Source organism: Achromobacter sp. ACM03 (assembly GCF_014851665.1).
GTDB classification, from domain to species: Bacteria; Pseudomonadota; Gammaproteobacteria; order Burkholderiales; family Burkholderiaceae_B; genus Achromobacter; species Achromobacter aegrifaciens.
In genome coordinates this window covers 177,528-199,834 of sequence record NZ_JACVAD010000009.1, presented here as the reverse complement: position 1 = coordinate 199,834, position 22,307 = coordinate 177,528, and the positions used below count along the sequence as shown (strand labels likewise).

The window sequence follows — 22,307 nt, the reverse complement described above, 5'->3', positions numbered from 1 at the left end:
CGTGCAACTCCCTGCCGGCCAGACTTCACGCAAGCGCCAGCGCGGCATCGCGGCGTTGGAGTTTTCGCTGACGCTCACCTTGCTGCTGCTCTTCATCTGCGGCGTGGTCGGATTCGGCGCGCTGTTCTGGATGCAGCAGCAGTTGGCCGCCGCCGCGGCCGACGGCGCGCGCGCCGCGGTCTACGCCCGCTTCAGTGGTCAGGCCGATGTGCCTGCGGCGGCCTGCCTGGCGGCGATGGGCACCTTTTCCGCCGGCTCGGCGGTGCTGTGCAGCACCACGCGCGCGCCGTGTGCATGGACTGGGGCGGGCGGCAGGCCAGCCGATTGCGCCACCGTCGCCATGACCTACAACACGCAGTCCTGGCCGCTATTGGAGACCGTGCGAGGGCTGATCACGGCGTTGCCGGGCACGAACCGGAACTGGATACCCAACAGATTGCATTCGCAGGCCGTCGTGCAGATATCGCAGGGGACACCATGAGCAGTCTGAGCAAGATCATCGCGGGCATGTTGCTGGTGGCGGGCCTGGTGCTGGCCTTCGTGGCCTGGCGGCTGGCCTCGGCGCCCGCGAGTCCCCCGACCAGCGTGGCGCCTGCGCCTGTCGCGGCGACGCCGGCGGAACCGCTCAAACTCCATCCGGTGGTGGTGGCGCGAGAGCCGATTCCGGCCGGTTCGCGCATCGACAGCGCAAGAATGCTGACGGTGGCGCAGTGGCAGGTTGCACTGTCCGGCGGGTTTGCCGACGTCGCTCCGCTGGAGGGCGCGGTGACGAAGGTCGACATCGCCGCAGGCGATCCGATAGTACCCAGCCTGCTGACGCAGGGCCTGGCGCGCCAGCTCAAACCGGGCGAACGCGCGGTCGCCATCGCGGTGGACGAAGTGATCGGCGGCGGCAATCGCATCGTTCCCGGCGACATGGTGGACGTGTTCTTCATGATCGAGAAAAGCGCCGAAGTGGCCGTCGGCCAGGCCCGCCTGCTGCAGTCGCAGGTGCGCGTGCTGGCGTATGGCAAGGCGACGGTGGAAGGGCCGGACGAAAAGTCGGCGCTGCAACAGGGCGGTCCCGGCCAGCCGGCGCGTACCGCGGTGCTGGCCGTGCCGGTCGATCGCGTCAACGAGCTGATGCTGGCCAGCCGCGCCGGGCGCCTGCAGTTGGCTTTGCGCCCGGTGGGCGATGACAGCATGCCCGACGCGCAGTTGTTCGCCCAGCGCGGCACGGTGCTGCCGGTGCGGGCCGACTTGACCCCTGCGCAGCGCGAATCGCTGCTGACGGGACCGAACCGCGCCTATGCCGGCGAGAGCCTGGTGCAACTGGACGGCACGACGGCCGCGGCGCTGGCGCCCGCCGCCCGCGCCGCCGGCCGGCCCCAGGGTTCCGGCGGCGGCAGGACTGTGGAAATCATCCGAGGAGAGAAATCCGAGCGCGTGCGCTATTGAACGGGGCTGCGGGCGGACCAGGCGCTGGCCGCAGCCGGACTTATTCCATCATCGGGTCCAGCACTATGAAGAAACATCAGCGCACCACCATGATTTGCCTGCTGTCGGGCGCGGCAGCGATGATGCATGGCGCCCTAGGCCTGGCACAGACCGCAGCGCCCGCGGCAGGCGCGAATGCGCCGGCCCGCGACATCTCGATGGCGGTGAAGGGACAGCAGACCCTCATGCTGGATGGCGGCGCGCCCACGCGCATCGCCATCGGCGACCCGGATGTGGCGGACGTGAAGGTATTGCCCGCTTCCGGCAAGCGCGCGGGCTCAGTACTACTCTATGGCAAGAAGCCCGGCACCACGCAATTGCAGGTCTGGACCGGCAACAATGCGGCGCCGCAGATATGGAACGTCCGCGTCGGCGGCAGCGTGCAGGGCGCATTGGCGAGCCGCGGCCTGGGAGGCGGCGCCAACGTGGACATCGCCGACGGCCATGCCGTGGTGTCGGGCCACGCCGAATCGCAGCTGGGGCAGATCGCGTCAGCCACCATGGCAGCATCCGCCGTGGGCGGGGAAAAGAACGTGGTGGACATGTCCACCGCAGGCGCCGGCGGCGTGGTGCAGGTGGAAGTGAAGGTCGTGGAAGTGTCGCGCTCGGTGATGAAGGCGGCCGGCATCAGCTTCACGGCCAGCAACGGCCCCTGGAGCGGCGGCAGCTCCACGATGCCCGCCAGTCTGGGCGGCGCGCTGGCTTCGGGTTTCTCGCTGTTCTACGACTCCAACAACTTTGCGGCGCGGCTGCGCCTGCTGCAGACCAATGGCATGGCGCGCGTCCTGGCCGAGCCGACCCTGGTGGCCCTGACAGGGCAGAGCGCCAGTTTCCTGGCCGGCGGCGAGCTGCCGATTCCGCAGGCCGGCGGCCTGGGCACGGTCAATGTGACCTTCAAGCCCTTCGGCATCGGCCTGACCGTCACGCCGACCGTGCTCTCGCGCGACCGCATCTCGCTGAAGGTCGCGCCCGAGGCCAGCGAACTCGACTACACCAACGGCATCGCCATCAATACCAGCGCGGACACCAGCACCATCATTCCCGCGTTGCGTACGCGCCGCGCTGATACCACGGTGGAACTGGGCGATGGCGAAAGCTTCGTGATCAGCGGCCTGGTATCGCGCCAGACCAAGGCCATGGTCAACAAGGTGCCCATGCTGGGCGACCTGCCCATCATCGGCGCGTTCTTTCGCAGCGTTGATTACTCCCAGGAGGACACCGAGCTGGTCATCGTCGTGACGCCGCGCCTGGTGCGCCCCATCGCGCGCGGCGTGGCCCTGCCGCTGCCGGGAGCCAAGCAGGAACAGACGGACACGGCATTCAACGCTTGGGGCTATTACCTGACCGGCCCGGTGGGCGGCCAGCAGATGCCGGGCTTTTCACGGTGAGCAATATGAAGACACATGCCAGCGAATGGGTGGGCCTGCAAAACGGCACGCGGTTCCTGTTCTGCTCCCAGGGCAACGCGGTTGCGGCGCAGTTGGGACAGGCTTTGGGCGACCTGGGGATGCTGACCCAGGAATCGCCGCGCATAGAGGAACTGGCGCGGCGCCTGACGGAGATCGCGCCGCAGGTGGTGTTCCTGGACTTCACCCTGAGCGACGACGAGCCCGGCAAACTGTTCAAGTCCGCCGAACTGGCGCGCTTGCTGGCCCGCATTGCGCCGACGTTGCCGCGCGTGGCGGTGGGCTTCCTGAGCCAGCCGGAAGGGGCGATCGCCGCCTTGCGGGCAGGCGTCAGCGATTTTGTCGATCCCTCGGTTGCGCCGCAGGAAATCAAGGAAGTGGTGCAGCGCCTGCTCGACCGGCCGTCCGATGGCCGCATGGACGGCACGCGCCGCAGCGTCGTGCTGCTGGGCGCGCGTCCGGGCGTGGGCGCCAGCACCCTGGCCGTGCATCTGGCGGGCATGGTGCAGGACCGCCTGAAGCTTGCGCACGGCCAGCGCGCCGCTGCCTTGGGAGCCAAGGCGGCCAAGCCTTCCGGCGAACCGCTGCCCTTGTCCAGCCGCGTGGCGCTGATGGACCTGGGCTGGCCCGTGGGCGATTGCCAGCTCTATCTGAATATCGGCGGCGACTTCGATTTCGCCGAGGCGGCCCGCAACCTGCGCCGCCTCGACTCGACGCTGCTGGGATCGGCCATGGCGCATACGGCAAACGGCTTGAGCGTGCTGTCGCTGCCGCGAGACCTGGGCCAGATGCGTGACGTGTCGCAGTCGGATTCGCTGCTGGTGTTCGAGCGCATGCGCCAGCACTTCTCGGTCGTGGTGGCCGATGCGGGCGGTTTCAGCAATCCCGAATTCGTGTCGGGGTTGGCGCGCGCCTCGCAGCTGAACTGGATCGTGACCGACCAGAGCGTCGGCGCGCTGGTGTCGCTGGCCGGCGTACTGCAGGAGCTGGAGCAGCAGCACGTGGACCGGCGCAGCCTGGGCCTGATCGTCAACCGCTATGACGAACGCTACGGCATGACGGCGCAGCAGATCGCCGAACGCTTCCAGCTGGAACTGGTGGGCACGCTGCCGGACCGCACGCTGCCCTTGATGGTGTGCACGAACCGGGGCCATCTGCTGCACGAAGAGGCCGAACGCGATGTCTACGTGCGCGCGGTGCAGGCGCTGGCGGAACGCCTGTGCGCCGAAGAGAACTCGCCTGGCGGGCGTGCAGGCTGGCTGGCCACCTGGCTGCCCGGCGTGCACCGCCGCATGGTGGTCGGTTGACGGACAGACAGACGGACGGCTACGGGATCCGACATGATCATGACAGCGACGATAGAGTTCGGCGGCGATGGCGACAAAGGCTTTTCGGCGTCGGACCGCTACCAGGAAGTGAAGACGGCGGCGTACGAGCACCTGCTGTCCCGCATCGAGGAGCTGGGTGCGGAGTTCGGCCGCTGGGCCAGGTCGGCGATCCAGGAATTCGTGGACATCGAGGTCGCGAGCTTCGTACGCCTGCGCCGGGTGCCGATCAACGAAGGGGAAATGCGCGCCATTGCCGAAGCGCTGACCAAGGAACTGGCCGGCCTGGGGCCCCTGGAGGATCTGCTGGCGGACCCGGCCGTGGAGGACATCCTGATCAACGGCTATGACAATGTCTTCGTCTCGCGCCGCGGCGTGCTGGCCCGCGAGACGCTGCGCTTCACCGACAATCAGCATGTGCTGCGCATCGTGCGCCGCATCCTGGCGCCGATCGGCCGGCGGCTCGACGAGTCCAGCCCCATGGTGGACGCGCGCCTGCCCGACGGCGGCCGCCTGAACGTGGTGATCGAACCATTGGCGGTCGACGGCCCCATGGTGTCGATCCGCAAGTTCCGCCAGGACCCGCTCAAGCCGGCGGACCTGCTGACCTTGGGCAGCTTCGATGAAGAGATCTACCGGCTGCTGAACGAGGCCGTGAAGAACCGTTGCAACATCCTGGTGTCCGGCGGCACCAGTTCGGGCAAGACTTCGCTGCTGAACGCGCTGGCGTTCTTCATTCCGGAAACGGAACGCGTGGTGACGGTGGAGGACACCGCCGAACTGTCGCTCAACCATCCCCACGTGGTGCGGCTGGAGTCGCGTCAGGGCGGCTTTGACGGCAGCGGCGCCGTCAGCATCCGCGAGCTGATCCGCAACAGCCTGCGCATGCGGCCGGACCGCGTGGTGGTGGGCGAAGTGCGCGGCGCCGAGGTCATGGACATGCTGCAGGCCATGAACACCGGACACGAGGGATCCATGGCGACCATCCATGCGAACTCCCCGCGCGAATGCCTGTACCGGATCGAGATGCTGGCCGGTTTCGCCGGATTCCAGGGCAGCGAGGACAGCCTGCGCAGGCAGATCGCCAGCGCGCTGGACTTCATCGTGCAGATCGGCCGCCTGTCCAACGGCAAGCGCCGCGTGCTGTCGGTGACCGAGATCACGGGCATGGGCGACAACGTGATCTCCACCCAGGAACTCTATCGCCACGAATCCTACGCAACGCAGGATGGCGAGGAGAAAGATCGCTGGAACTGGCTGGGCATTCATCCTCACACGCCCAAGCTGACCAAGCTGCGCAACGAGGCGCGCGCCAGCGACAACCCGCCGGACGACCGCGATGGCGGGGGTGGCGGATTCTGGAGCAGGAGGCGCTGATGCAGGAAGCCCTGGCGCTTGCGAGCCTGGCCGTGGTGCTGGCCATAGGAGCGGTGCTGCTGTGGCGCCATGCCGACCGCCGCGCCCGCCGGGCGGCCAGTTCCGCCTTTCTGGAGAGCCAGCTGCAGCGGGGCCGCGACGAGGCCGCCGCCGACGCGCCTTTCGCTGAGAACACACGTGAGTTTCGCAGCGGGTTTTCCGGTTGGGACCGCTTGCTGCGCCTGGCCGGCCTGCGGCAAAGCGCCGGCTTGTATGTGCGCATCGCGCTTCCCGTCGTGGTCGGCGCGGCGCTGGCATGGACATTCCTGGGGGCGCTTTCCGGCGCGGTGACCCTGCTGCTGCTGGCGGTGTTCGCCTACTTCCTGCTGTGGTTGAAGGCCGACAAGCGCCAGCGGCGCATGATCTCGCAGCTGCCCGCGTTCCTGGACAACATCGTGCGCCTGCTCACCATCGGCAACAGCATGGGCGCCGCGTTCCAGACGGCCGCCGCCGCTGCCGACGAACCTTTGCGCGAAGTGGTGGAGACGGCGGCCGGCCTTAGCCGCTCCAAGGAGCTCGACGCGGCCCTGGCGCACGTGTCGCGCCTGTATGGGCTGAAGGAGCTGTACATGGTGGCGGCGGTGGTGTCGTTGGCCCTGCGCTTCGGCGGCCGCAGCGACCAGGTGCTGGAACGCATGGCGGCCTTCATGCGCGACGTGGCGCAGGCGCGAAATGAACTGACCGCCAGTTCGGCCGAGGTCCGCTTGTCGGCCTGGATTCTGGCCTTGCTGCCGGTGGGCATCGCGGGCTTCATCATCGTCGCCAACAACAACTTGTTCATGGGCCTGTGGCAGGACCCGCAAGGCTTCAGGATGCTGCTGACCGCGGTCTGCCTGCAGATCGGCGGCTGCTATTGGCTCTATCGCATGGCCAAGGCCATTTGACCGGAGGGGCGCCATGCAAATCCTGCAATCCTGGAATGCTTCCACCGTGCTGGCGATGGCGCTGATGCTGGTGGCGGCTGGCCTGGTGGTGCTGGGCCTGGGCATGGCGCGGCGCCTGCGCAGCCAGGGCCGCAGTCGCCAGGTGGTGGATCAGGCGCTGGCCGCGCGCGACGGCGCGAGGGCGTCGGCGGCCGCGCGCAGCGAAGGCGGGCAGGGCAGGCTGGCGGCGGCCGCGCGGGCGGCCGACACGTTCGGCAAGCGCCTGAGCGAAGGCCGGCTGGCCGATGCGCTGCTGGCCGCCGAGGACCGCAAGCTGGTGGACATGGCCGGCTATGCCAACCCCGGCACCGCGCGTTCGCGCTTCGTCCTGATCCGGCTTGGCCTGGCGATCCTGCTGCCCGTGGCGGCGGTCATGCTGGACTGGCACAAGCATCTTCCGGATATGCCGCTGGGCGCTTTTGTCGTGGCCTTCGTGGCTTTCACTGTCGGCTACATGCTGCCCAAATGGATCGTGCAGCGGCGCCTGGCGCGCCGTCGCAGGCAAGCGGCCGATGAGTTGCCCTTGCTGATTGACCTGCTGCGCCTGTTGCAGGGCGTGGGCCTGTCGATCGACCAGAGCCTGCAGGTGCTGGTCAAGGAGTTCGGCCAGGTGCTGCCGGTGCTGTCATTCGAATTGCGGCTGGCGTCCGAGCTCTATGTACGTGGCCGCACACGCGAACAATCGCTGGCCAGGATGGCCACGGGCTTCGACAACGACGACCTGTCCGCCATTTGCCGCCTGATCGCGCAGGTGGACCAGCACGGCGGCGCGGTGCAGGAGCCCTTGAACCGCTTCGGCGAACGCCTGCGCGACAAGCGGCGCCTGGAACTGAAGGAGAAGGTAGGCAAGACCACGGTCAAGATGACCGGGGTCATGATCGTGACGCTATTGCCCGCGCTGTTGATCGTGACGGGCGGGGCTGGGTTCATCGCGGTGTTGCGCGGTTTGTCGCGCATGGGGGGGATGTAATGAACGGCGCAACGGAAAGCAGCTCGCGCGCATGGCGCTGCGTGCTTGTCGTCACGGTGCTGGCGGCGGGCGCGGGTTTGAGCGGATGCAAGACCAACAACGCGGAATCCGCCTGGCAACTGATCCAGCAACAGCAGCAGGAGCAGGCGCTGTTGCGGCAGAAGGAGGACGAGGCCCAGAGCAAGAGCCGGCCCAAGGAACCCGAGATGATGCTGTCCATGATCGTCGAGGCGCAACGCCAGGAACGCTATTTCGCGTCGCTCGCGTACATCGACGGCTATCAGCAGAAGTACGGCAACGACGCGCGCGTGGCCGTGCTGCGCGCCGAGGCGCTGCGCCAGACCGGGCAGGCGGCGCTGAGCGAACAGGCCTATCGCGCGCTTACCGCCACCGACCAGGCGGCCGAGGGCTGGCACGGCCTGGGTCTGATCGCCGGTTCGCGCGGGCAGTTCGACCAGGCGGCCGATTATTTTTCGCGGGCGGCCAAACTGGCTCCCATGGACGCGCGCATCCTGGGCGACCTGGGCTATGCGCGCCTGCGCGCGGGCGATCCGGCGGGCGCGCGCGTGCCGCTGGGGCAGGCGGCCGAACTGACGCCGGAAAGCGGCAAGGTGCTGGCGAACCTGGCGGTGTTGCTGCTGGTCGAGGGCGATCCGCTCAAGGCGCAGCGCCTGATGGAGCGGGCGCAACTGAATGAAGAGGCGCGCGGACAGGTGCTGCGCCTGGCCGCCGAGATCCGCGGCCAGCTGGCCCCGGCGGCGGGCGCTTCCTATGCGCCTGCCACCCGGGTGTCCAGCGGCGAACAGGCCGTCATGCCGTTGATGAGCCCCTTGATGGACGGCTTGGGTAACGGACCCATCGTGCGCTAACCCCGTTTTGAGGAAGACTGCCATGTCCCATTCGACCCAGCACGCCTTGTTCATCGTGGCCTGCGCGCTTGCGGCGCAGGCGCCCGCGGCCGTCCTGGCGCAATCCAATGCGCCGTTGACGGGCAGCATGTCGGGCGCCGCGGGCAGCGCGCCGTCCGCTCAGGCGCCTGCCGCCGTGTCGGCGCCGGAACCTGTGTCCGCCATGCCGGAGCGGGCCGTGGTGCAGCAGGTGCAGACTCCGCTGCCGCAGGCGCCCGCCGCCGCGCCTGCGGCGCAAGAAGGCTTTGGCGACGTGACGCGCGGGCTGCTGGCGGCGCAGGCCGACGGGCGGCGCGCTGGCAATGCCTTGCCCGTGCTGGGGCCGGTGTCTACCGCCGCCTGGAACCGCTATCTGGAGAGCTTCAAGCATCCCATTCCCGTGTGGTTCGACCGGAATGTGGAAATTCCCAACGTCCAATAGGTTCCGGGCGTTGGTATTCCCCGCCGCATGCGGGTATGGAGTCGCAAGAGCATGTCAGCCGGCCGTCCACATCCTTCCTCGCCGTCGCGGCAACGCGGCAGCATGACCGTCGCCGTCGTCTTCGCGGTGCTGGTGGGGGTGGTGTTGCTCGGCGTGCTGCAGCTTGGCTACGGCTTCTACATGAAGCGCGAAATGCAGAAGGCGGCGGACCTGGCGGCGCTGTCGGCCGTCCAGGTGCTGAACCTGGGCTCCAGCGCGGATTGCGCCCGGGCCGCCGCCGCTGGCCGCGCTTCCGCCCTGGCCAATGTGCCGAACATCCTGGATGCGTTCACGGCCGCCGATTTCACGGTGGAATGCAAGGTGTGGGATCCGACGCGGTCCGACCCCTCCGGCATGCACGTCTTCGACGCGGCGGGCGGGCAGGCCTATAACGCAGTGCGGGTAGCGGCGCGCAAGCAACTGGCCAATCTTATCCCTGGCGTGGGCGGCGTCACGGCGTCGGTGGCGGCGGTGGCGACCAACACCCAACCCGTGGCGACCTTCACAGTGGGGTCGCGGCTATTGCGCCTGGAACGCGGCGGCCTGCTGTCGCAGCTGCTGGCCACGGTGGGGGCGTCGCCCACGCAACTGGACGTGCTGGACGCCGCCGGCCTGGCCAATGTCGGCATTACGCCGGCCGGCCTGCTGGAGGCGCTGGGCCTGCCGCTGTCGGTTGCTGCGGGCGTGGGCACGCCCGAGCAATTGACGGCGCTGAGCAACCTGACCCTGGGTCAGCTCTTGCGCGCCACGCTGAGCGTCATCGACAAGCAGAGAACCGCCAACGCCGATGTCGGATTGTTGAGCGAAGCCATCAACACGGTGTTGGACTTGATGCCGCTGAACCTGCCTGTGAAGCTGTTCGGCGATGGCGGCGTGCTGAATCTGAACGTGGTGGGCGGCGACCCCACCGCTGCCTTGCAGGCCCAGGTCAACGCGCTGAACATCCTGGAAACCGGACTGGCCATCGCCAACGGCAGCAACCTGATCAATCTGGGGCTGAGCGTGCCGCTGCTGGGCCTGGACGCCCGGGTGCGCATCGTCGAGCCGCCTGCCGTGGGCGTGGGCGGTGTCGGCGCGCAAGCCATCAGCGCCGGCATACGCGTGTATCTGCGCGTCAACACCGGCAACATCCCGCTGGTCGGGCCCTTGCTGGCCAACACCCTGAATACCAAGGTGGATCTGCCCATCATCATCGACGTGGCGCAATCCACAGGTACGCTGCGCAAGCTGTGCGAAGCGCCGCTGGCCGAGAACCAGGCGATGATCGATGTGACGTCGGCTGCGGCCAGCGTCTGTCTGGGCCGCTTCCCCGGCATGGCGTCAGCCACCGACCCGAGCGCCGCGAATTTCCAGTCGCTCACGAACCGCTGCGAGCCCAGCGCATTCGGCGCCATAGGACGGCATCAGGTCTTGAACGTACTGGGCATATTGCCGCTTACCGCCCGGTTCACGCTGCCGGTGTTCAGTTCTTCGGCGCCCGTGTCGGTGACGCTCACTGCGCCGCCATCGCCCAACGCCACCGCCACCGTCAATGCCACCAACGTGGACCTGTCCAAGCTGGCCTCCAACCTGACGGACGCGCTGATCGGGGGCATCCTGGGGGATCTGTTCAACACCGGCACCCCGCTGACCGAAACGCAACGCACAGAGCTGGCGACGCAGTTGGTGGGCGGAGACAAGAACAACGCCGGCAAGACCATCTCCAAGGTCGTCAACGACATGCAGTGGTCCAAGACGGCGATGGACCAGCTCGGGGCGCGTCTGACCACGGGTGGCTTGACGGGGGTATTGGGCGGCACGCTGCAACTGGTTGGCGGCATCCTGAACTCGCTCTTGTTGGCCCCCCTCAGCGACGTGACCTGCGCGCTGGCGCTGGTGCCGGACGCGATTCGGCAGTGCCGCGTCAACGCCGTCGGCGCGCTGGCCTTGAACGGCAGCGGGCAGGTGGGCGGCGTGCTGTCGGTCGTCATGGTGCTGCTGGATCCCTTGCTGAGTTCGTTGTCCGTGGCGTTGCAGCAACTGCTTAATGTGCTGGGCCTGAGCGTGGGCCAGACCGACGTAGCGCTGATTTCCGTGGATTGCGGCAAACCCCGCCTGGTGTATTGATGATGAAGCCTCTGACCCCTGTCCTTTCCATCCCCGCATGGTCCAAGCGATGAGCCAGAATTTCGCGCGCGAAGAATTCGACGTGTACGTCTGGGAAGGCACCTCCGACATTGCCAGCCGCGCCGAGCGTTGCCTGGCGGGCATGGACGTGTCGCTGCTGCGGGCGGACGCCGGCACCGCGTTTCCGCCGCCCCGCGACCTGGCGCGGCCTGCGGTGGCCCTGGTGTCGGTGTCGGTGATGGGCGACAAGCGCTTCAGCGGCTACGACTGGCTGGCGGCCCAAGGCCTGCCGGTCATCTGGGTCGCCGCGGAAGCGCGCGGACGCGACCCGCGCTACTACCCGCCGGAATACTCCTACACGCTGCCGCTGACCTTCACCACCGCGGACCTGCGCAAGCTGTTGTATGAGCTGCTGGGCACGCTGAATCAACTCAATCGCGCCGCGCCCCGGCGCGAACAGCCGCTGATTGCCGTCTCCGCGACCATGCGGGACCTGCTGGCGGAAGTGGACATGTATGCAGACTGCCGCAGCAACGTGCTGATCCATGGTGAAACCGGCGTGGGCAAGGAACGCATTGCGCGCCTGCTGCATGAGCAGGCCGCCTGGTTCGACGGCCCCTTCGTGGCGGTCAACTGCGGCGCCATTCCGGAGGGCCTGTTCGAGGCGCATTTCTTCGGCCATGCCAAGGGCGCATTCACCGGCGCGATCGGCGCGCACAAGGGGTATTTCGAGCAGGCCAGCGGCGGCACGCTGTTCCTGGACGAAATCGGCGACCTGCCGCTGTACCAGCAGGTCAAGCTCTTGCGCGTCCTGGAGCAGAACACGGTGACGCGGCTGGGCTCGACCGTGGAAGTGCCGGTGGACTTCCGCCTGGTCGCCGCGACCAACAAGGATTTGCGCGTGCTGGTGGGGCAGGACGAGTTCCGCGCGGACCTGTATTACCGGCTGGCGGTGATCGAACTGCGCATACCCAACCTGGAGCAGCGCGGCCCGCAGGAGAAGGCGGCGATCTTCCGCGCCTTGCTGCAACGCCTGGGCGTGGAGGAGGAACCGCCGCAGTGGTTGCTGGAGCGCGTCTCGCGCACGCGCTACGAGGGCAATGTGCGTGAACTGTCCAACGTGGCCGAGCGCGTCGCGATCGTGCGGCGGCAGCTCCAGGCCTGGGACCCGCCGCGCATCGAACGCATCTTCGACCAATTGGCCGAGCCGCTGCACTCTGCTCCAGCCTCGGCAGCCGCGAGGGTCGAGCCCGCCGCCTTCACCGATGCCGAGCGCGCAGAACGCGAGCGCGTGCTGGCGGCGCTGGACGCCAACGGCTGGCGCCGTCAGGATACCGCCCACACCTTGGGCATCAGCCGCAAGGTGTTGTGGGAAAAAATGCGCAAGCTGCAACTCGGGACGGGCCAGGGAGAACCCGCCGATGGTCTCGCCGAGACGACGATGTGAACACGCAATAGGTAATGCCCCGTAGTGGGCGACAGTTGCGGAGCCGGCGCATGTAAGCGGGTCTGTCCCGGCCGAAATAAATTGCTATAGTTCCGCAACGATTTTTTTGGGGAAGGCATGAACGTCCAATTTATCCGTGGCGCCGCCCGCATGGCGCTGTTGGGCACGGCCCTGTCCGGCCTGGCCGCTTGCGCCAGCGCACAATCCGAAGCGCCCCGGGCCACGGTTAAACAGGTCGAGGACACGCAGGCGGCCTCCACGCCCGTGACTCCCCCCGCGCCGCCGCCCGCCGCGCGTCCGGCATCCACGCTGTCGGAGCTGCAAGGCCTGATCCAAAGCCGCCAGGTGTCGGAGCTGCGTACTGCCTATAACGGCACCTACGGCGCCAGCCTGCTGTTCAAGCCGGACGACCTGACCTATTACGTTGCCTTGTTCCAGCAGAAGGATTTCTGGCGCGTGGTGAAGAGCAAGTCGGACAAGCAGGCCGAAGCCACCTACCGCGCCTTCGTCGCCCAATCCGCCGAGCTGGCCGAGGTGGACATCAAGCGCATCAAGATGCAGGCTGAATACGCGCACGCCGAGAAGCTGCTGGCCAGCCGCAGCGCCGAACTGAGCACCCTGCAGGCCGACCGCGCGGTGCGCCTGCAGCAGGAAGAGCAGGTCGCGGCCCGCCAGGAGCAGTCGCGCCAGGAAGCCACGGCGCTGGCTGACCAGCAGAAGGACGTGCGCCAGCAATTGCGTGATCTGCAACGCCAGATCGACGCCTTGCAGGCGCAGCAGGCGCAAGTGGGAAACCCGGTGGCCCAGAACCGCGGCAAGTAACCCGCTGGGCAGGCTGAGTAGCGGGCCTGCGGGCCCGCTTTGTCTTGGCCGGCCGTGAATAGGCATTGCGCACGCAGGGGCTAAGCGCCTGCCCTGGGGCGCTTTCTTGTATTCTGGGAGTTGCACCCCATATAGACGCCATGGCACTTAAAGTTTTCGACCTCCAGTGCGAACACAGCCACATTTTCGAGGGCTGGTTCGGTTCGCACGAAGACTATGACGCGCAGCAGGCGCGTGGCCTGGTCACGTGCCCGGTTTGCGGTTCGGCCAGCATCACCAAGCGGCTGTCCGCGCCGCGCCTGAACGTCGCCCACCTGCACACGCCAGCCGCCCAGCCGCCGGCGTTGCCGGCCAACGCGTCTGACGCGGAAAAAATGGCCGCATTGCAGGCAGTCGTCATGCGCCAGGTGCGCGCCTTGCTGCGCAACACCGAAAACGTCGGGCCGCGCTTCGCCGAAGAGGCGCGCCGCATCCACGAAGGCGATGCCGACGACCGTCCCATCCGCGGCACGGCAACGCCGGAAGAGCGCGAATCGCTGGCCGAGGACGGCATCGACGTCATGGCGGTGCCGGATTTCCTGGATGACGAGCGCCTGCAGTGACCCGCTGCGCCGCCCCTAGCCGATTCGGACAGGAAAACGGGCGTACGGAATGTCAGGTGGTATGCCTGCGTTCACCGATCTTGGCCGAGAAGCGCAGCAGATAACCATCAGGGTCCTGAACCAGGAACTCGCGCACGCCGATTTTAACGTCATTGCCCCGATACCACTGCTCTACCGGATTCCGGAACAGTGGCCATTTGGCGTTAGCAAGCGCGGCAAGAAAGGGCTCCACAGAGGGCGCATCGATTTCGAAATTGATTCCCCTGCCCAGCGGCACGCTCAACGGACCTGTGATCCAACCGTTGTCGCCGCGCCGTTCGACGAGCATGACTTGCGCTCCGTCGAGGTCCAAATATACGAAGCCGTCTTCCTCGCGGCTGTACATGATCGAGAATCCACAGAGACCAACCCAGAATTGCAGACTTGCCGCGATATCTGCGACAAGCAACTCGGGCACCAGCTTTGCACGGCGAATTTCCACAGTCGCAGTTCTCCAGCTTAGGCAGAGTGTTGCCGCGGTCAGCGCAAGCATTCCGCTTCGTCAGGAAGTCGTCGATGAATGAGCGCGTTTCAGTTATTAGGCGTGAGCCGGTGGCCGAATAAGGCTTTCTGCGGGAATGCCGAGCTCGGTGTGCAAACGCCAGATCATTGGCAATGTCAAACCGCGCTTGCGGTTCAGCACTTCGTATACACGGTTGCGCTTGCCGATCATAGGCTCCAGATCCTTAGGGGTCAGGCCGCCTTGCTCCATCCGGAATTTAATGGCCTCGACAGGGTCTGGCAGATCGACCGGATAGTGCTTCATTTCATACGCTTGCACCAAGGTGGCCAGCACGTCCAGGCGGTCACCGTCAGGTGTGCCCAGTTCAGGATCAGACTCCATCAACCGGGAGATTTCCTTGAGCGCCGACTTGTAATCGGCCTCGGTATGTACGGGGCGGATTTCCATGTTCATTCCATTTCCACGGTTTCGGCGTCAATCTTGTCGTACTCCGCGTGAGTGCCGATGAACTTCACGTAGACGATGCTCAAGTTGAATGCGATTGCCACAATCAGGCGGAAATCATTGCCTTTGATGTTGAGCACCACACGCCGATTCTTCAGGATGCTGGCGTGGCAATACTGAGCCTTGATATCCGCAGGCTGCTTCCATTGCGCCTTGCTGGCCTCGTCCACCCACGCCTTGAGGGGGTGTTCTGCCGCTGGGTACCTTTCCCAGAACTGGCGGAGGGCGCTTAAGGCTATGAGTCGCATAGCGCAATGTTAGTCCCAATTTGGGACTAGGGCAGGTCCCATGTGGTCCGGCTATATGCCTTCAAGCAAGGGCCGCAAGATTGGTCAGGCAGACGGCAATAAAAAAGCCAGACCCGAAGGTCTGGCTTTTTCTTGCCTGCTTGCCGGATCAGTTGTTGACGCGGCTGCGGTATTCGTTCGTGCGGGTGTCGATTTCGATCTTGTCGCCGATGGCGCAGAACAGCGGCACGTTCAGTTCGTAGCCGGTGTTGATCTTGGCGGGCTTGGTCACCTTGCCCGAGGTATCGCCACGCACGGCGGGTTCGGTGTAGGTGATTTCGCGCACGAGCGTCGTGGGCAGTTCAACCGAAATGGCGCGGCCGTCGTAGAAGACCACTTCCACGGGCATCGCTTCTTCCAGGTAGTTCAGGGCGTCGCCCATGCTCTCGGCTTCGATTTCGTACTGGTTGTACTCTTCGTCCATGAAGACGTACATCGGGTCGCCGAAGTAGGAGTAGGTGCACTCCTTGCGGTCGAGCTGGACGACTTCGAACTTTTCGTCGGCCTTGTAGACCGATTCGCTGGCCGAGGCGGTCAACAGGTTCTTGAACTTCAGCTTCACAACAGCGGCGTTACGGCCCGACTTGTTGTATTCGGCTTTCTGGACCACGAGGGGATCCTTGCCGACCATGACCACGTTGCCGACTCGCAATTCCTGAGCGGTTTTCATCGATAAAACTCCGGGGGTGATGGGTGCACTCGCCGTGCTTGCAAAAAGCCGCCGCAGCTATAGCGTCTAGCGGCTTCGTGCACACCCCGGGAGGCGTCATAGTTGAGGCCCGACAAATACAGGGCGCTCGGAAAACTCTCTATTCTAACGTTTCTTGGCCAAGTCTGCGCAAAAATCAGCCAGATTTTCGGCAAGATCTGGTAGCGCGGCCTGGCTTGCGTCCCAGGCCCGCGCGGCGGCGGCCCAGTCCCCCCAGGCGGCTGGCGCCAGGGCGGCAGACAGCGCCGCAGCGGTTGCGCCCGTTTCCGGCTCGTTCCAGGCCCGGATCAGCGTCTGGGCGGTTTCCGGGGCCGGATAGCGCGCCAGCCACGCTTCCAGTTTCTCCAGATGCACGTTTTCGTCCTGGGGATAGATCTGCCAGACGAGCGGGCGCGCGGCCCAGGCGGCGCGGACGAAGGAATCCTCGCCCCGCACGAAATTCAGGTCGCAGCACCACAGCAGACGGTCGAAATCCGGCTGCGCCACGAAGGGCAGCCGGGCCACCGCCGGCGCGCCCGGCGCCGCACAGGCGGCTTCCAGCCCGGGGGCCACGCCTTCGGGGGCAAGCAGCAGGGTGGGCCGCGGATCCGCCGCCAGAGCCTCGGCCAGCGCCGTTACCGGCGCCGTTGGATAGCAAAACAGGGACACGGTGCGCGCGCCGTCGCGGCGGCGCAACAGCAGGTCCTGTGGCACGCCCAGCGACCGCAGGAAGGCTTCCTGGTCTTGCGGCGATGTCTGCAGGGCGTCGCGCTCGGACGACAGGCCCGGCTCGCGCAGCAGTCCGCCGGTGGCGCTGGTGAAGCCGGGAAAGAAAAAGTGCTTGATCAGCCCGTCCGGCCGCTGCGAGGGCAGGCCGTGGCAGCTTTCCACCCAGGATTCGGCGCTCAGGTATTCCAGGTTGACCCAGGCCGGATGCTCACGCCGCATGCTCTCCAGGAATGCCTCGGGGGGATCGCAGGCGAATGCCTCGATCACCACATCGCGCGCGGCGAGCGCCGGATCCGGGGATTCGGTCCAGTGCACGATGTCGATGCCCGCCAGTTGCTGGCGCGGGCTATCCGTGGCGATCCCGGGCTGGATGCGGGCGAAGCTGGCCAGGTCGTCGACCCACAGGCGCACATCCCAGCCGCGGCCATGCGCCAACCGGCGCGCCAGCCGCCAGCAGACGCCGATGTCGCCATAGTTGTCGACGACCCGGCAGAAGATGTCCGCTTGCATTGCCGCCTAGTGGAACTTGGCCGGCGAGGCTTCCGCGTCCTCGGGCAGTTCTGCGTGCACCAGTTCGCCCAGCGGATTCGGGAAGTAGGGCGCGCCGCAGTCTTCACAGTACTCGGGAGGCAGCACGCCGGGGATGCGGCGCACTTCGGTGACGCCGTATTCCTTGAGCAGCGCGGCGATCTCGTCCACCACGTCGAGCTGGCCTTCGTCAGCCGGCAGGTCTTCCTCGCGCCCATACAGCGGCCAGACGCAGCCGTAGTACACGTCGTTGCTGCTGCGCGCGGTGAAGCCGATGCGGTACTCGTCGATGCGGCTTTCGCCGCAGCCGGCCACCACCGCGCGCAACTGGGAGGCTTCCAGGCTGACCGCGCCCTCGAGCCAGCTGACCGCTGCACGCAGCGACAGCGGGCGCACGCGCCGGTCGGCTTCACGGTTGCTGACATAGTAGGCGTCGGGCAGCAGGGCTTCGAAACCGCAGCCCGGCAGCAGATTGGCGAGGGTCGGCTGGGCCTGCGCCGCCCATTGTTCCTGGCAGGCATCGCGGCTGGCGTCGGCTTCGCCCAGCTGTTCCTGCCAGCGGAAGATCGGCTCGCCTTCGGGCACCGCGACGGCCGCCACGATGTAGCGCGTATCGGCCAGCATGTTGGCCGTTTCGGTCTCGGTGTTCAAGGCGGGCTTGGCGGTTTCTGCGCCCAGCGCCTGGGTGCCCAGGCGCTGCAGCCATTGCCAGGTTTCGGAGAAGGTGCGCGGCATCTGGTCCACGCTGACCAGCACCGGCATCAGCGAGCTGCGGGCCTTGCTGGACAGGACATGCCCATGCAATTGCGCCATCAGGGCCTGTTGCGCGCCGGCGGCGATCGGGCCGGTCGGAATGGCGTAGCGGGTCCAGGCGACGATGGGGGCCACGACCAGCAAAATGTCGTAGTGGACGCCATTTTTCTCGATCTTCATCGATTCGGACAGGGTTTCGGCCTGTTCGATCAGGATCTCGTATGCGCCCACGTCGCTCTGGGCGAGGTGGTCCAGGGCCGCTTCCAGGGGGGCATCCTGCCCCGCCTTCAGCAGCTTCGGAATCGCTACGCCAAGCTGGTTCTCCCAGAACACGTCTTCGAGGCGGCTGCCCGAGCGGTTGAGCGCCTGGGCAAGCGCGACCAGTTTGGCGGCGTCACGGGTGAGGCGGGGAGCGGATTGGCTGCGGGATCGGGCCATAACTTCGGGGAGCGTCCAGTAAGTGTGCAACTGTGTAGTTTAACGCTCGGCGCGGACGGCGGCGCGCACCTCCGGCGGCGGGGCGCAACAACGGCGCCAGGGTGTGATTGATGCTAAATAAGCAACAGATAATGCCGAGTCAAGGGGTTTATTGCTGAGAAGAATCGGCGGAAAATCTAGCCATCTACTCAATATCAGGAGGCACCGCCATGCGTTGGCCTACGCTTTTCGTATCCCATGGATCCCCCATGCTCGCCGTGGAACCCGGACTGACCGGCCCGGCGCTCGCCGCCTGGAGCGCCGAGCAGGGCCGCAAGCCCAAGGGCATCCTGGTGGTCTCGCCGCACTGGATGGGCGAGGGCCTGGCGCTGTCCACCCGCGACCGCCAGGTGGCCTGGCACGATTTCGGCGGCTTTCCGCCGGAACTCTATGAATTGCAGTACACGGCCCCCGGTTCGCCGGAGTTGGCGGCGCGGGTGCAGGCCCTGCTGGCCGACTCGGGTATCGCTGCAGACCTGGACCCCCGACGGCCGCTGGACCATGGCGCCTGGGTGCCACTGCGCTACCTCTATCCGGAAGCGGACGTGCCGGTGGTGCAACTGTCCCTGGACATGGGGCGCGACGCGGCTGGCCAACTGGAACTGGGCCGCGCGCTGGCCCGGCTGCGGGACGAAGACATCCTGGTCATCGGCTCCGGTTCGCTGACGCATAACCTGCGCCACGTGCGCATGCCGCAAGACGCGCCCGCGCTGCCTTACGTGCCGGCTTTCCAGCAGTGGTACGCGGACAAGCTGGGCGGCCATGACCTGCCGGCGCTCTTGGATTGGGAGGCCCAGGCGCCGGGCGCGGCGCAGGCCCATCCGCACGACGACCACCTGATGCCCTTGTATGTGGCGCTGGGTGCGGGCGGAGCCGGTTTCCGGCGCCTGACCGACGAAATCTCCTACGGCGCGCTGGCGATGGATGCCTACGAGTTCGCGGACTGATCCCAAGCGCGGCCGCGGTGCCGCGCAGGCCGCAATGAAAATGGCCCGGGAACCTCGCGGTTCCCGGGCCATTGCTTTGCCTGTCAGAAGATCAGGCAGCCAGCAGCTGGCGCAGCACGAAGGGCAGGATGCCGCCGTGCTGGTAGTAGTCCACCTCGATCGGGGTGTCGATGCGCAGCAGCACCGTGACGTCCTGCTTCGATCCGTCCTTGCGGGTGATCGTCAGCGTCACGTCCTGCATCGGCTTGATGCCGTTTTCCAGACCGGAAATGTCGTAGGTTTCCTCGCCGGTGATGCCCAGCGACTGCACGCTGTCCGCGCCCTTGAACTGCAGGGGCAGCACGCCCATGCCGACCAGGTTGCTGCGGTGGATGCGTTCGAAGCTGCGGGTGATAACGGCCTTCACGCCCAGCAGCTGGGTGCCCTTGGCCGCCCAGTCGCGCGACGAGCCGGTGCCGTACTCTTCGCCGCCGAACACCACGGTGGGGGTGCCCGCGCCGACGTACTTCATGGCTGCGTCATAGATGGACATCTGTTCGCCGGTGGGCTGGAACAGGGTGTCGCCGCCCTCGAAGCGGCTGCCGTCCGGCAGCGCCGGAATCATGAGGTTCTTGATGCGCACGTTGGCGAAGGTGCCGCGCATCATGATTTCGTGGTTGCCGCGGCGTGAGCCGTAGCTGTTGAAGTCGGCCTTCATGACGCCGTTTTCCTTCAGCCACTTGCCCGCGGGCGAGGTCTCCTTGATGGAGCCGGCCGGCGAGATGTGGTCGGTGGTGACCGAGTCGCCGAACACGCCCAGCGCACGGGCGTTCTTGACCGTCGGCATCGCGCCCGGCGTCATGCCGAAGCCGTCAAAGAAGGGCGGCTCGGCGATGTAGGTGGAATCAGGCCAGTTGTACGTGTCGCCGGTCACGCCCTTGATGTTCTCCCAGAGTTGGCCGGGATTGCTCTTGACCTGGCCGTAGTTGGCCTCGAAGGCCTTGGGATCCAGGGCGTACTTCAGCAGCGATTCGATTTCCTCGGTGGTCGGCCAGATGTCGCCCAGCCACACGTCGCCGTTCTTGCCGCGGCCCACGGGCTCGGTCATCAGGTCGCGCGTGACGGTGCCGGCCAGGGCGTAGGCCACGACCAGCGGGGGCGAGGCCAGGAAGTTGGCCTTGATGTTCGGGTGGATGCGGGCCTCGAAGTTGCGGTTGCCCGAGAGCACGGCCGAGCAGATCAGGTCGTTGCCGGTGATGGCTTCGTTCAGGTCCGGGGTCAGGTCGCCGGCGTTGCCGATGCAGGTCGTGCAGCCGTACGCGGCCACGTCGAAGCCCAGCTTTTCCAGGTAGGGCAGGAGACCCGTCTTGGTCAGGTATTCGGTGACCACGCGCGATCCGGGGGCCAGCGAGGTCTTGATGTGCTTGGGCACCGTCATGCCGGCTTCCACGGCCTTCTTGGCCAGCAGGCCGGCCGCCAGCAGCACGCTGGGGTTGGAGGTGTTGGTGCAGGACGTGATGGCGGCGATCAGGACGTCGCCGTTCTTGACCTGGGTGCCAGCGCTGGTGGTGAAGGTCTGGCCCAGCTTTTCGGCGGGCTGATTGAAGCCGTTTTCAGCGACCGGCTTGGAGTACAGGTCGATGAAGGTGTTCTTGACGTTGCCGATCTCGATGCGGTCCTGCGGACGCTTCGGGCCCGCCAGCGACGGCGCGACCGTGGACAGGTCCAGCGTCAGCAGCTTGGTGAAATTGATGTCCTTTGCCTTGGGCACGCCGAACATCTTCTGGGCCTTGAAATAGGCCTCGAAGGCGGCGATTTCGTCTTCGGTGCGGCCGGTGCCGCGGAAGTAGTCGATGGTGCGCTCGTCGACCGGGAAGAAGCCCATGGTGGCGCCGTACTCCGGCGCCATGTTGCCGATGGTGGCGCGTTCGGCCACCGACAGGCTGGCGGTGCCTTCGCCGCAGAATTCGACGAACTTGCCCACCACCTTCTCGCGGCGCAGCATTTCGGTGATGGTCAGCACCAGGTCGGTGGCGGTGACGCCGCCGCGCAGCTTGCCCTTGAGTTCCACGCCGACCACGTCGGGGGTCAGGAAGTACACGGGCTGGCCCAGCATGCCGGCCTCGGCTTCGATGCCGCCCACGCCCCAGCCCACCACGCCGATGCCGTTGATCATGGTGGTGTGGCTGTCGGTGCCCACCAGGGAATCCGGGTAGTAGACGTTGTTCTTCTTGTCCAGGTGCACGCCGCGCGCCAGATATTCCAGGTTGACCTGGTGGACGATGCCGAAGCCCGGAGGCACGACGCCGAAGGTGTCGAACGCCTGCATGCCCCACTTCATGAACTGGTAGCGCTCTTGGTTGCGCTTGAATTCCAGCTTCATGTTCAGGTCCAGCGCATTCTTGGTGCCGAAGTAGTCGATCATGACCGAGTGGTCCACCACCAGGTCCACCGGCACCAGCGGTTCGATGCTCTTGGGGCTCTTGCCCATCTTGTCGGCCACGGAACGCATGGCGGCGATGTCGGCGAGCAGCGGCACGCCGGTGAAGTCCTGCAGCACCACGCGGGCCACCACGAAAGGAATTTCGTCTTCGCGCTTGGCATTGGCCTGCCAGTTCGCCAACTGCTTGACGTGCTCTTCGGTGACCTTCTTGCCGTCGCAGTTGCGCAGCACGGATTCCAGCACGATGCGGATCGAAACCGGGAGCCGCTGCACGTCGATGCCGAGGGACTTGCCCAGCGCCGGCAGCGAATAGTACTGACAGGATTTATTGCCGATCTTGAAATTCTTGAGGGTGTCTAGGGTGTTGTGCGGCATGATGGACTCCGTGGTTTTGCCCGGTTGAAGCCGGCATTTTCTGGCGTTTTTGCGCATTTGTCATTCTATGTGAGACTGGCGCCTGCGCGGCCGTATGTCTTATATCTTATATAAGACTTGAGCGAACCGCCAAAGTTCCCCTACTGCGATCAGGGGCGGGCGGCCGTTGGCCCAAACCGATACTCTGGCCGAGGCGTGCGCGGGTCGCAAGCCTCTTTTATCAAGAAAGTCCTA

Annotated in this window: 21 protein-coding genes; 14 read left to right on the top strand and 7 right to left on the bottom strand. The window is 66.3% G+C overall.

What is annotated here, in order from left to right; genetic code table 11:
* Position 1: 1 nt before the first annotated feature.
* The 13 genes from IB257_RS28540 (at position 2) to IB257_RS28480 (ending at position 13,861) form a co-directional block, all read left to right on the top strand.
* Positions 2–481 carry a TadE/TadG family type IV pilus assembly protein gene (locus tag IB257_RS28540; protein ID WP_244958701.1) on the top strand — a complete coding sequence of 160 codons (480 nt, stop codon included), beginning with the start codon at positions 2–4 and terminating at the stop codon, positions 479–481.
* Positions 478–1,437: a Flp pilus assembly protein CpaB gene (gene cpaB, locus IB257_RS28535; protein WP_119450018.1), complete on the top strand. Its 960-nt coding sequence runs from the start codon at positions 478–480 to the stop codon at positions 1,435–1,437. The genes IB257_RS28540 and cpaB overlap by 4 nt, the downstream gene beginning before the upstream one ends.
* Before the next feature lie 65 nt (positions 1,438–1,502).
* Positions 1,503–2,864 carry a type II and III secretion system protein family protein gene (locus tag IB257_RS28530; RefSeq protein ID WP_125471893.1) on the top strand — a complete coding sequence of 454 codons (1,362 nt, stop codon included), beginning with the start codon at positions 1,503–1,505 and terminating at the stop codon, positions 2,862–2,864.
* Entirely contained in the window at positions 2,861–4,189 is a 1,329-nt protein-coding gene (locus IB257_RS28525) for a pilus assembly protein CpaE (protein ID WP_192493178.1), read from the top strand. The genes IB257_RS28530 and IB257_RS28525 overlap by 4 nt, the downstream gene beginning before the upstream one ends.
* Positions 4,190–4,222: 33 nt before the next feature.
* A complete protein-coding gene (locus IB257_RS28520; protein ID WP_192493177.1) occupies positions 4,223–5,584 on the top strand; it encodes a CpaF family protein in 1,362 nt (453 codons plus the stop codon).
* Positions 5,584–6,507, top strand: coding sequence for a type II secretion system F family protein (locus tag IB257_RS28515; RefSeq protein WP_054453011.1), 924 nt, complete (start codon positions 5,584–5,586; stop codon positions 6,505–6,507). Before IB257_RS28520 ends, IB257_RS28515 begins: the two co-directional genes overlap by 1 nt.
* A gap of 13 nt (positions 6,508–6,520) precedes the next feature.
* A complete protein-coding gene (locus IB257_RS28510) occupies positions 6,521–7,516 on the top strand; it encodes a type II secretion system F family protein (protein WP_192493176.1) in 996 nt (331 codons plus the stop codon).
* Positions 7,516–8,385 (top strand): tetratricopeptide repeat protein, encoded by an 870-nt coding sequence (locus tag IB257_RS28505; protein WP_054453006.1) that lies wholly within the window; start codon positions 7,516–7,518, stop codon positions 8,383–8,385. Before IB257_RS28510 ends, IB257_RS28505 begins: the two co-directional genes overlap by 1 nt.
* 22 nt (positions 8,386–8,407) lie before the next feature.
* Positions 8,408–8,845: a DUF3613 domain-containing protein gene (locus tag IB257_RS28500; RefSeq protein ID WP_054453004.1), complete on the top strand. Its 438-nt coding sequence runs from the start codon at positions 8,408–8,410 to the stop codon at positions 8,843–8,845.
* Positions 8,846–8,947: 102 nt separating this feature from the next.
* On the top strand, positions 8,948–10,990 hold the full coding sequence (locus IB257_RS28495) for a pilus assembly protein TadG-related protein (RefSeq protein ID WP_192493175.1): 2,043 nt from the start codon (positions 8,948–8,950) through the stop codon (positions 10,988–10,990).
* Positions 10,991–11,039: 49 nt separating this feature from the next.
* Positions 11,040–12,437 (top strand): sigma 54-interacting transcriptional regulator, encoded by a 1,398-nt coding sequence (locus IB257_RS28490; RefSeq protein WP_175163168.1) that lies wholly within the window; start codon positions 11,040–11,042, stop codon positions 12,435–12,437.
* A 117-nt stretch (positions 12,438–12,554) separates the two neighbouring features.
* Positions 12,555–13,259: a DUF2968 domain-containing protein gene (locus IB257_RS28485; protein WP_192355134.1), complete on the top strand. Its 705-nt coding sequence runs from the start codon at positions 12,555–12,557 to the stop codon at positions 13,257–13,259.
* Positions 13,260–13,399: 140 nt separating this feature from the next.
* Positions 13,400–13,861, top strand: coding sequence for a DUF1178 family protein (locus IB257_RS28480; RefSeq protein WP_125471861.1), 462 nt, complete (start codon positions 13,400–13,402; stop codon positions 13,859–13,861).
* Positions 13,862–13,913: 52 nt separating this feature from the next.
* On the opposite strand, the gene IB257_RS28475 is transcribed toward IB257_RS28480, so the two are convergent.
* The 6 genes from IB257_RS28475 to IB257_RS28450 all read right to left on the bottom strand — a co-directional run bounded on the left by IB257_RS28475 (position 13,914) and on the right by IB257_RS28450 (position 18,290).
* On the bottom strand, positions 13,914–14,393 hold the full coding sequence (locus tag IB257_RS28475; protein ID WP_225589274.1) for a VOC family protein: 480 nt from the start codon (positions 14,391–14,393) through the stop codon (positions 13,914–13,916).
* Positions 14,394–14,438: 45 nt separating this feature from the next.
* Positions 14,439–14,810 carry a type II toxin-antitoxin system HigA family antitoxin gene (locus IB257_RS28470; protein ID WP_346546232.1) on the bottom strand — a complete coding sequence of 124 codons (372 nt, stop codon included), beginning with the start codon at positions 14,808–14,810 and terminating at the stop codon, positions 14,439–14,441.
* Between the two features lie 2 nt (positions 14,811–14,812).
* Positions 14,813–15,115, bottom strand: coding sequence for a type II toxin-antitoxin system HigB family toxin (locus IB257_RS28465; RefSeq protein ID WP_192493174.1), 303 nt, complete (start codon positions 15,113–15,115; stop codon positions 14,813–14,815).
* Positions 15,116–15,263: 148 nt separating this feature from the next.
* Complete coding sequence (efp, locus tag IB257_RS28460) at positions 15,264–15,824, bottom strand: elongation factor P (protein ID WP_006225610.1); 561 nt, start codon at positions 15,822–15,824, stop codon at positions 15,264–15,266.
* 144 nt (positions 15,825–15,968) lie between these two features.
* The gene (gene earP, locus IB257_RS28455) at positions 15,969–17,081 is read right to left on the bottom strand and encodes an elongation factor P maturation arginine rhamnosyltransferase EarP (protein WP_192493173.1); all 1,113 of its coding nucleotides are present in this window, start codon (positions 17,079–17,081) and stop codon (positions 15,969–15,971) included.
* Positions 17,082–17,087: 6 nt separating this feature from the next.
* Positions 17,088–18,290, bottom strand: a complete 1,203-nt coding sequence (locus tag IB257_RS28450) for a DUF2863 family protein (RefSeq protein ID WP_192493172.1) — start codon at positions 18,288–18,290, stop codon at positions 17,088–17,090.
* A 209-nt stretch (positions 18,291–18,499) separates the two neighbouring features.
* On the opposite strand from IB257_RS28450, the gene IB257_RS28445 reads away from it, so the two are divergent.
* On the top strand, positions 18,500–19,276 hold the full coding sequence (locus tag IB257_RS28445; protein ID WP_119450010.1) for a class III extradiol ring-cleavage dioxygenase: 777 nt from the start codon (positions 18,500–18,502) through the stop codon (positions 19,274–19,276).
* A gap of 91 nt (positions 19,277–19,367) precedes the next feature.
* On the opposite strand, the gene acnA is transcribed toward IB257_RS28445, so the two are convergent.
* Complete coding sequence (gene acnA / locus IB257_RS28440) at positions 19,368–22,073, bottom strand: aconitate hydratase AcnA (RefSeq protein ID WP_054452985.1); 2,706 nt, start codon at positions 22,071–22,073, stop codon at positions 19,368–19,370.
* Between the last annotated feature and the right edge of the window lie 234 nt (positions 22,074–22,307).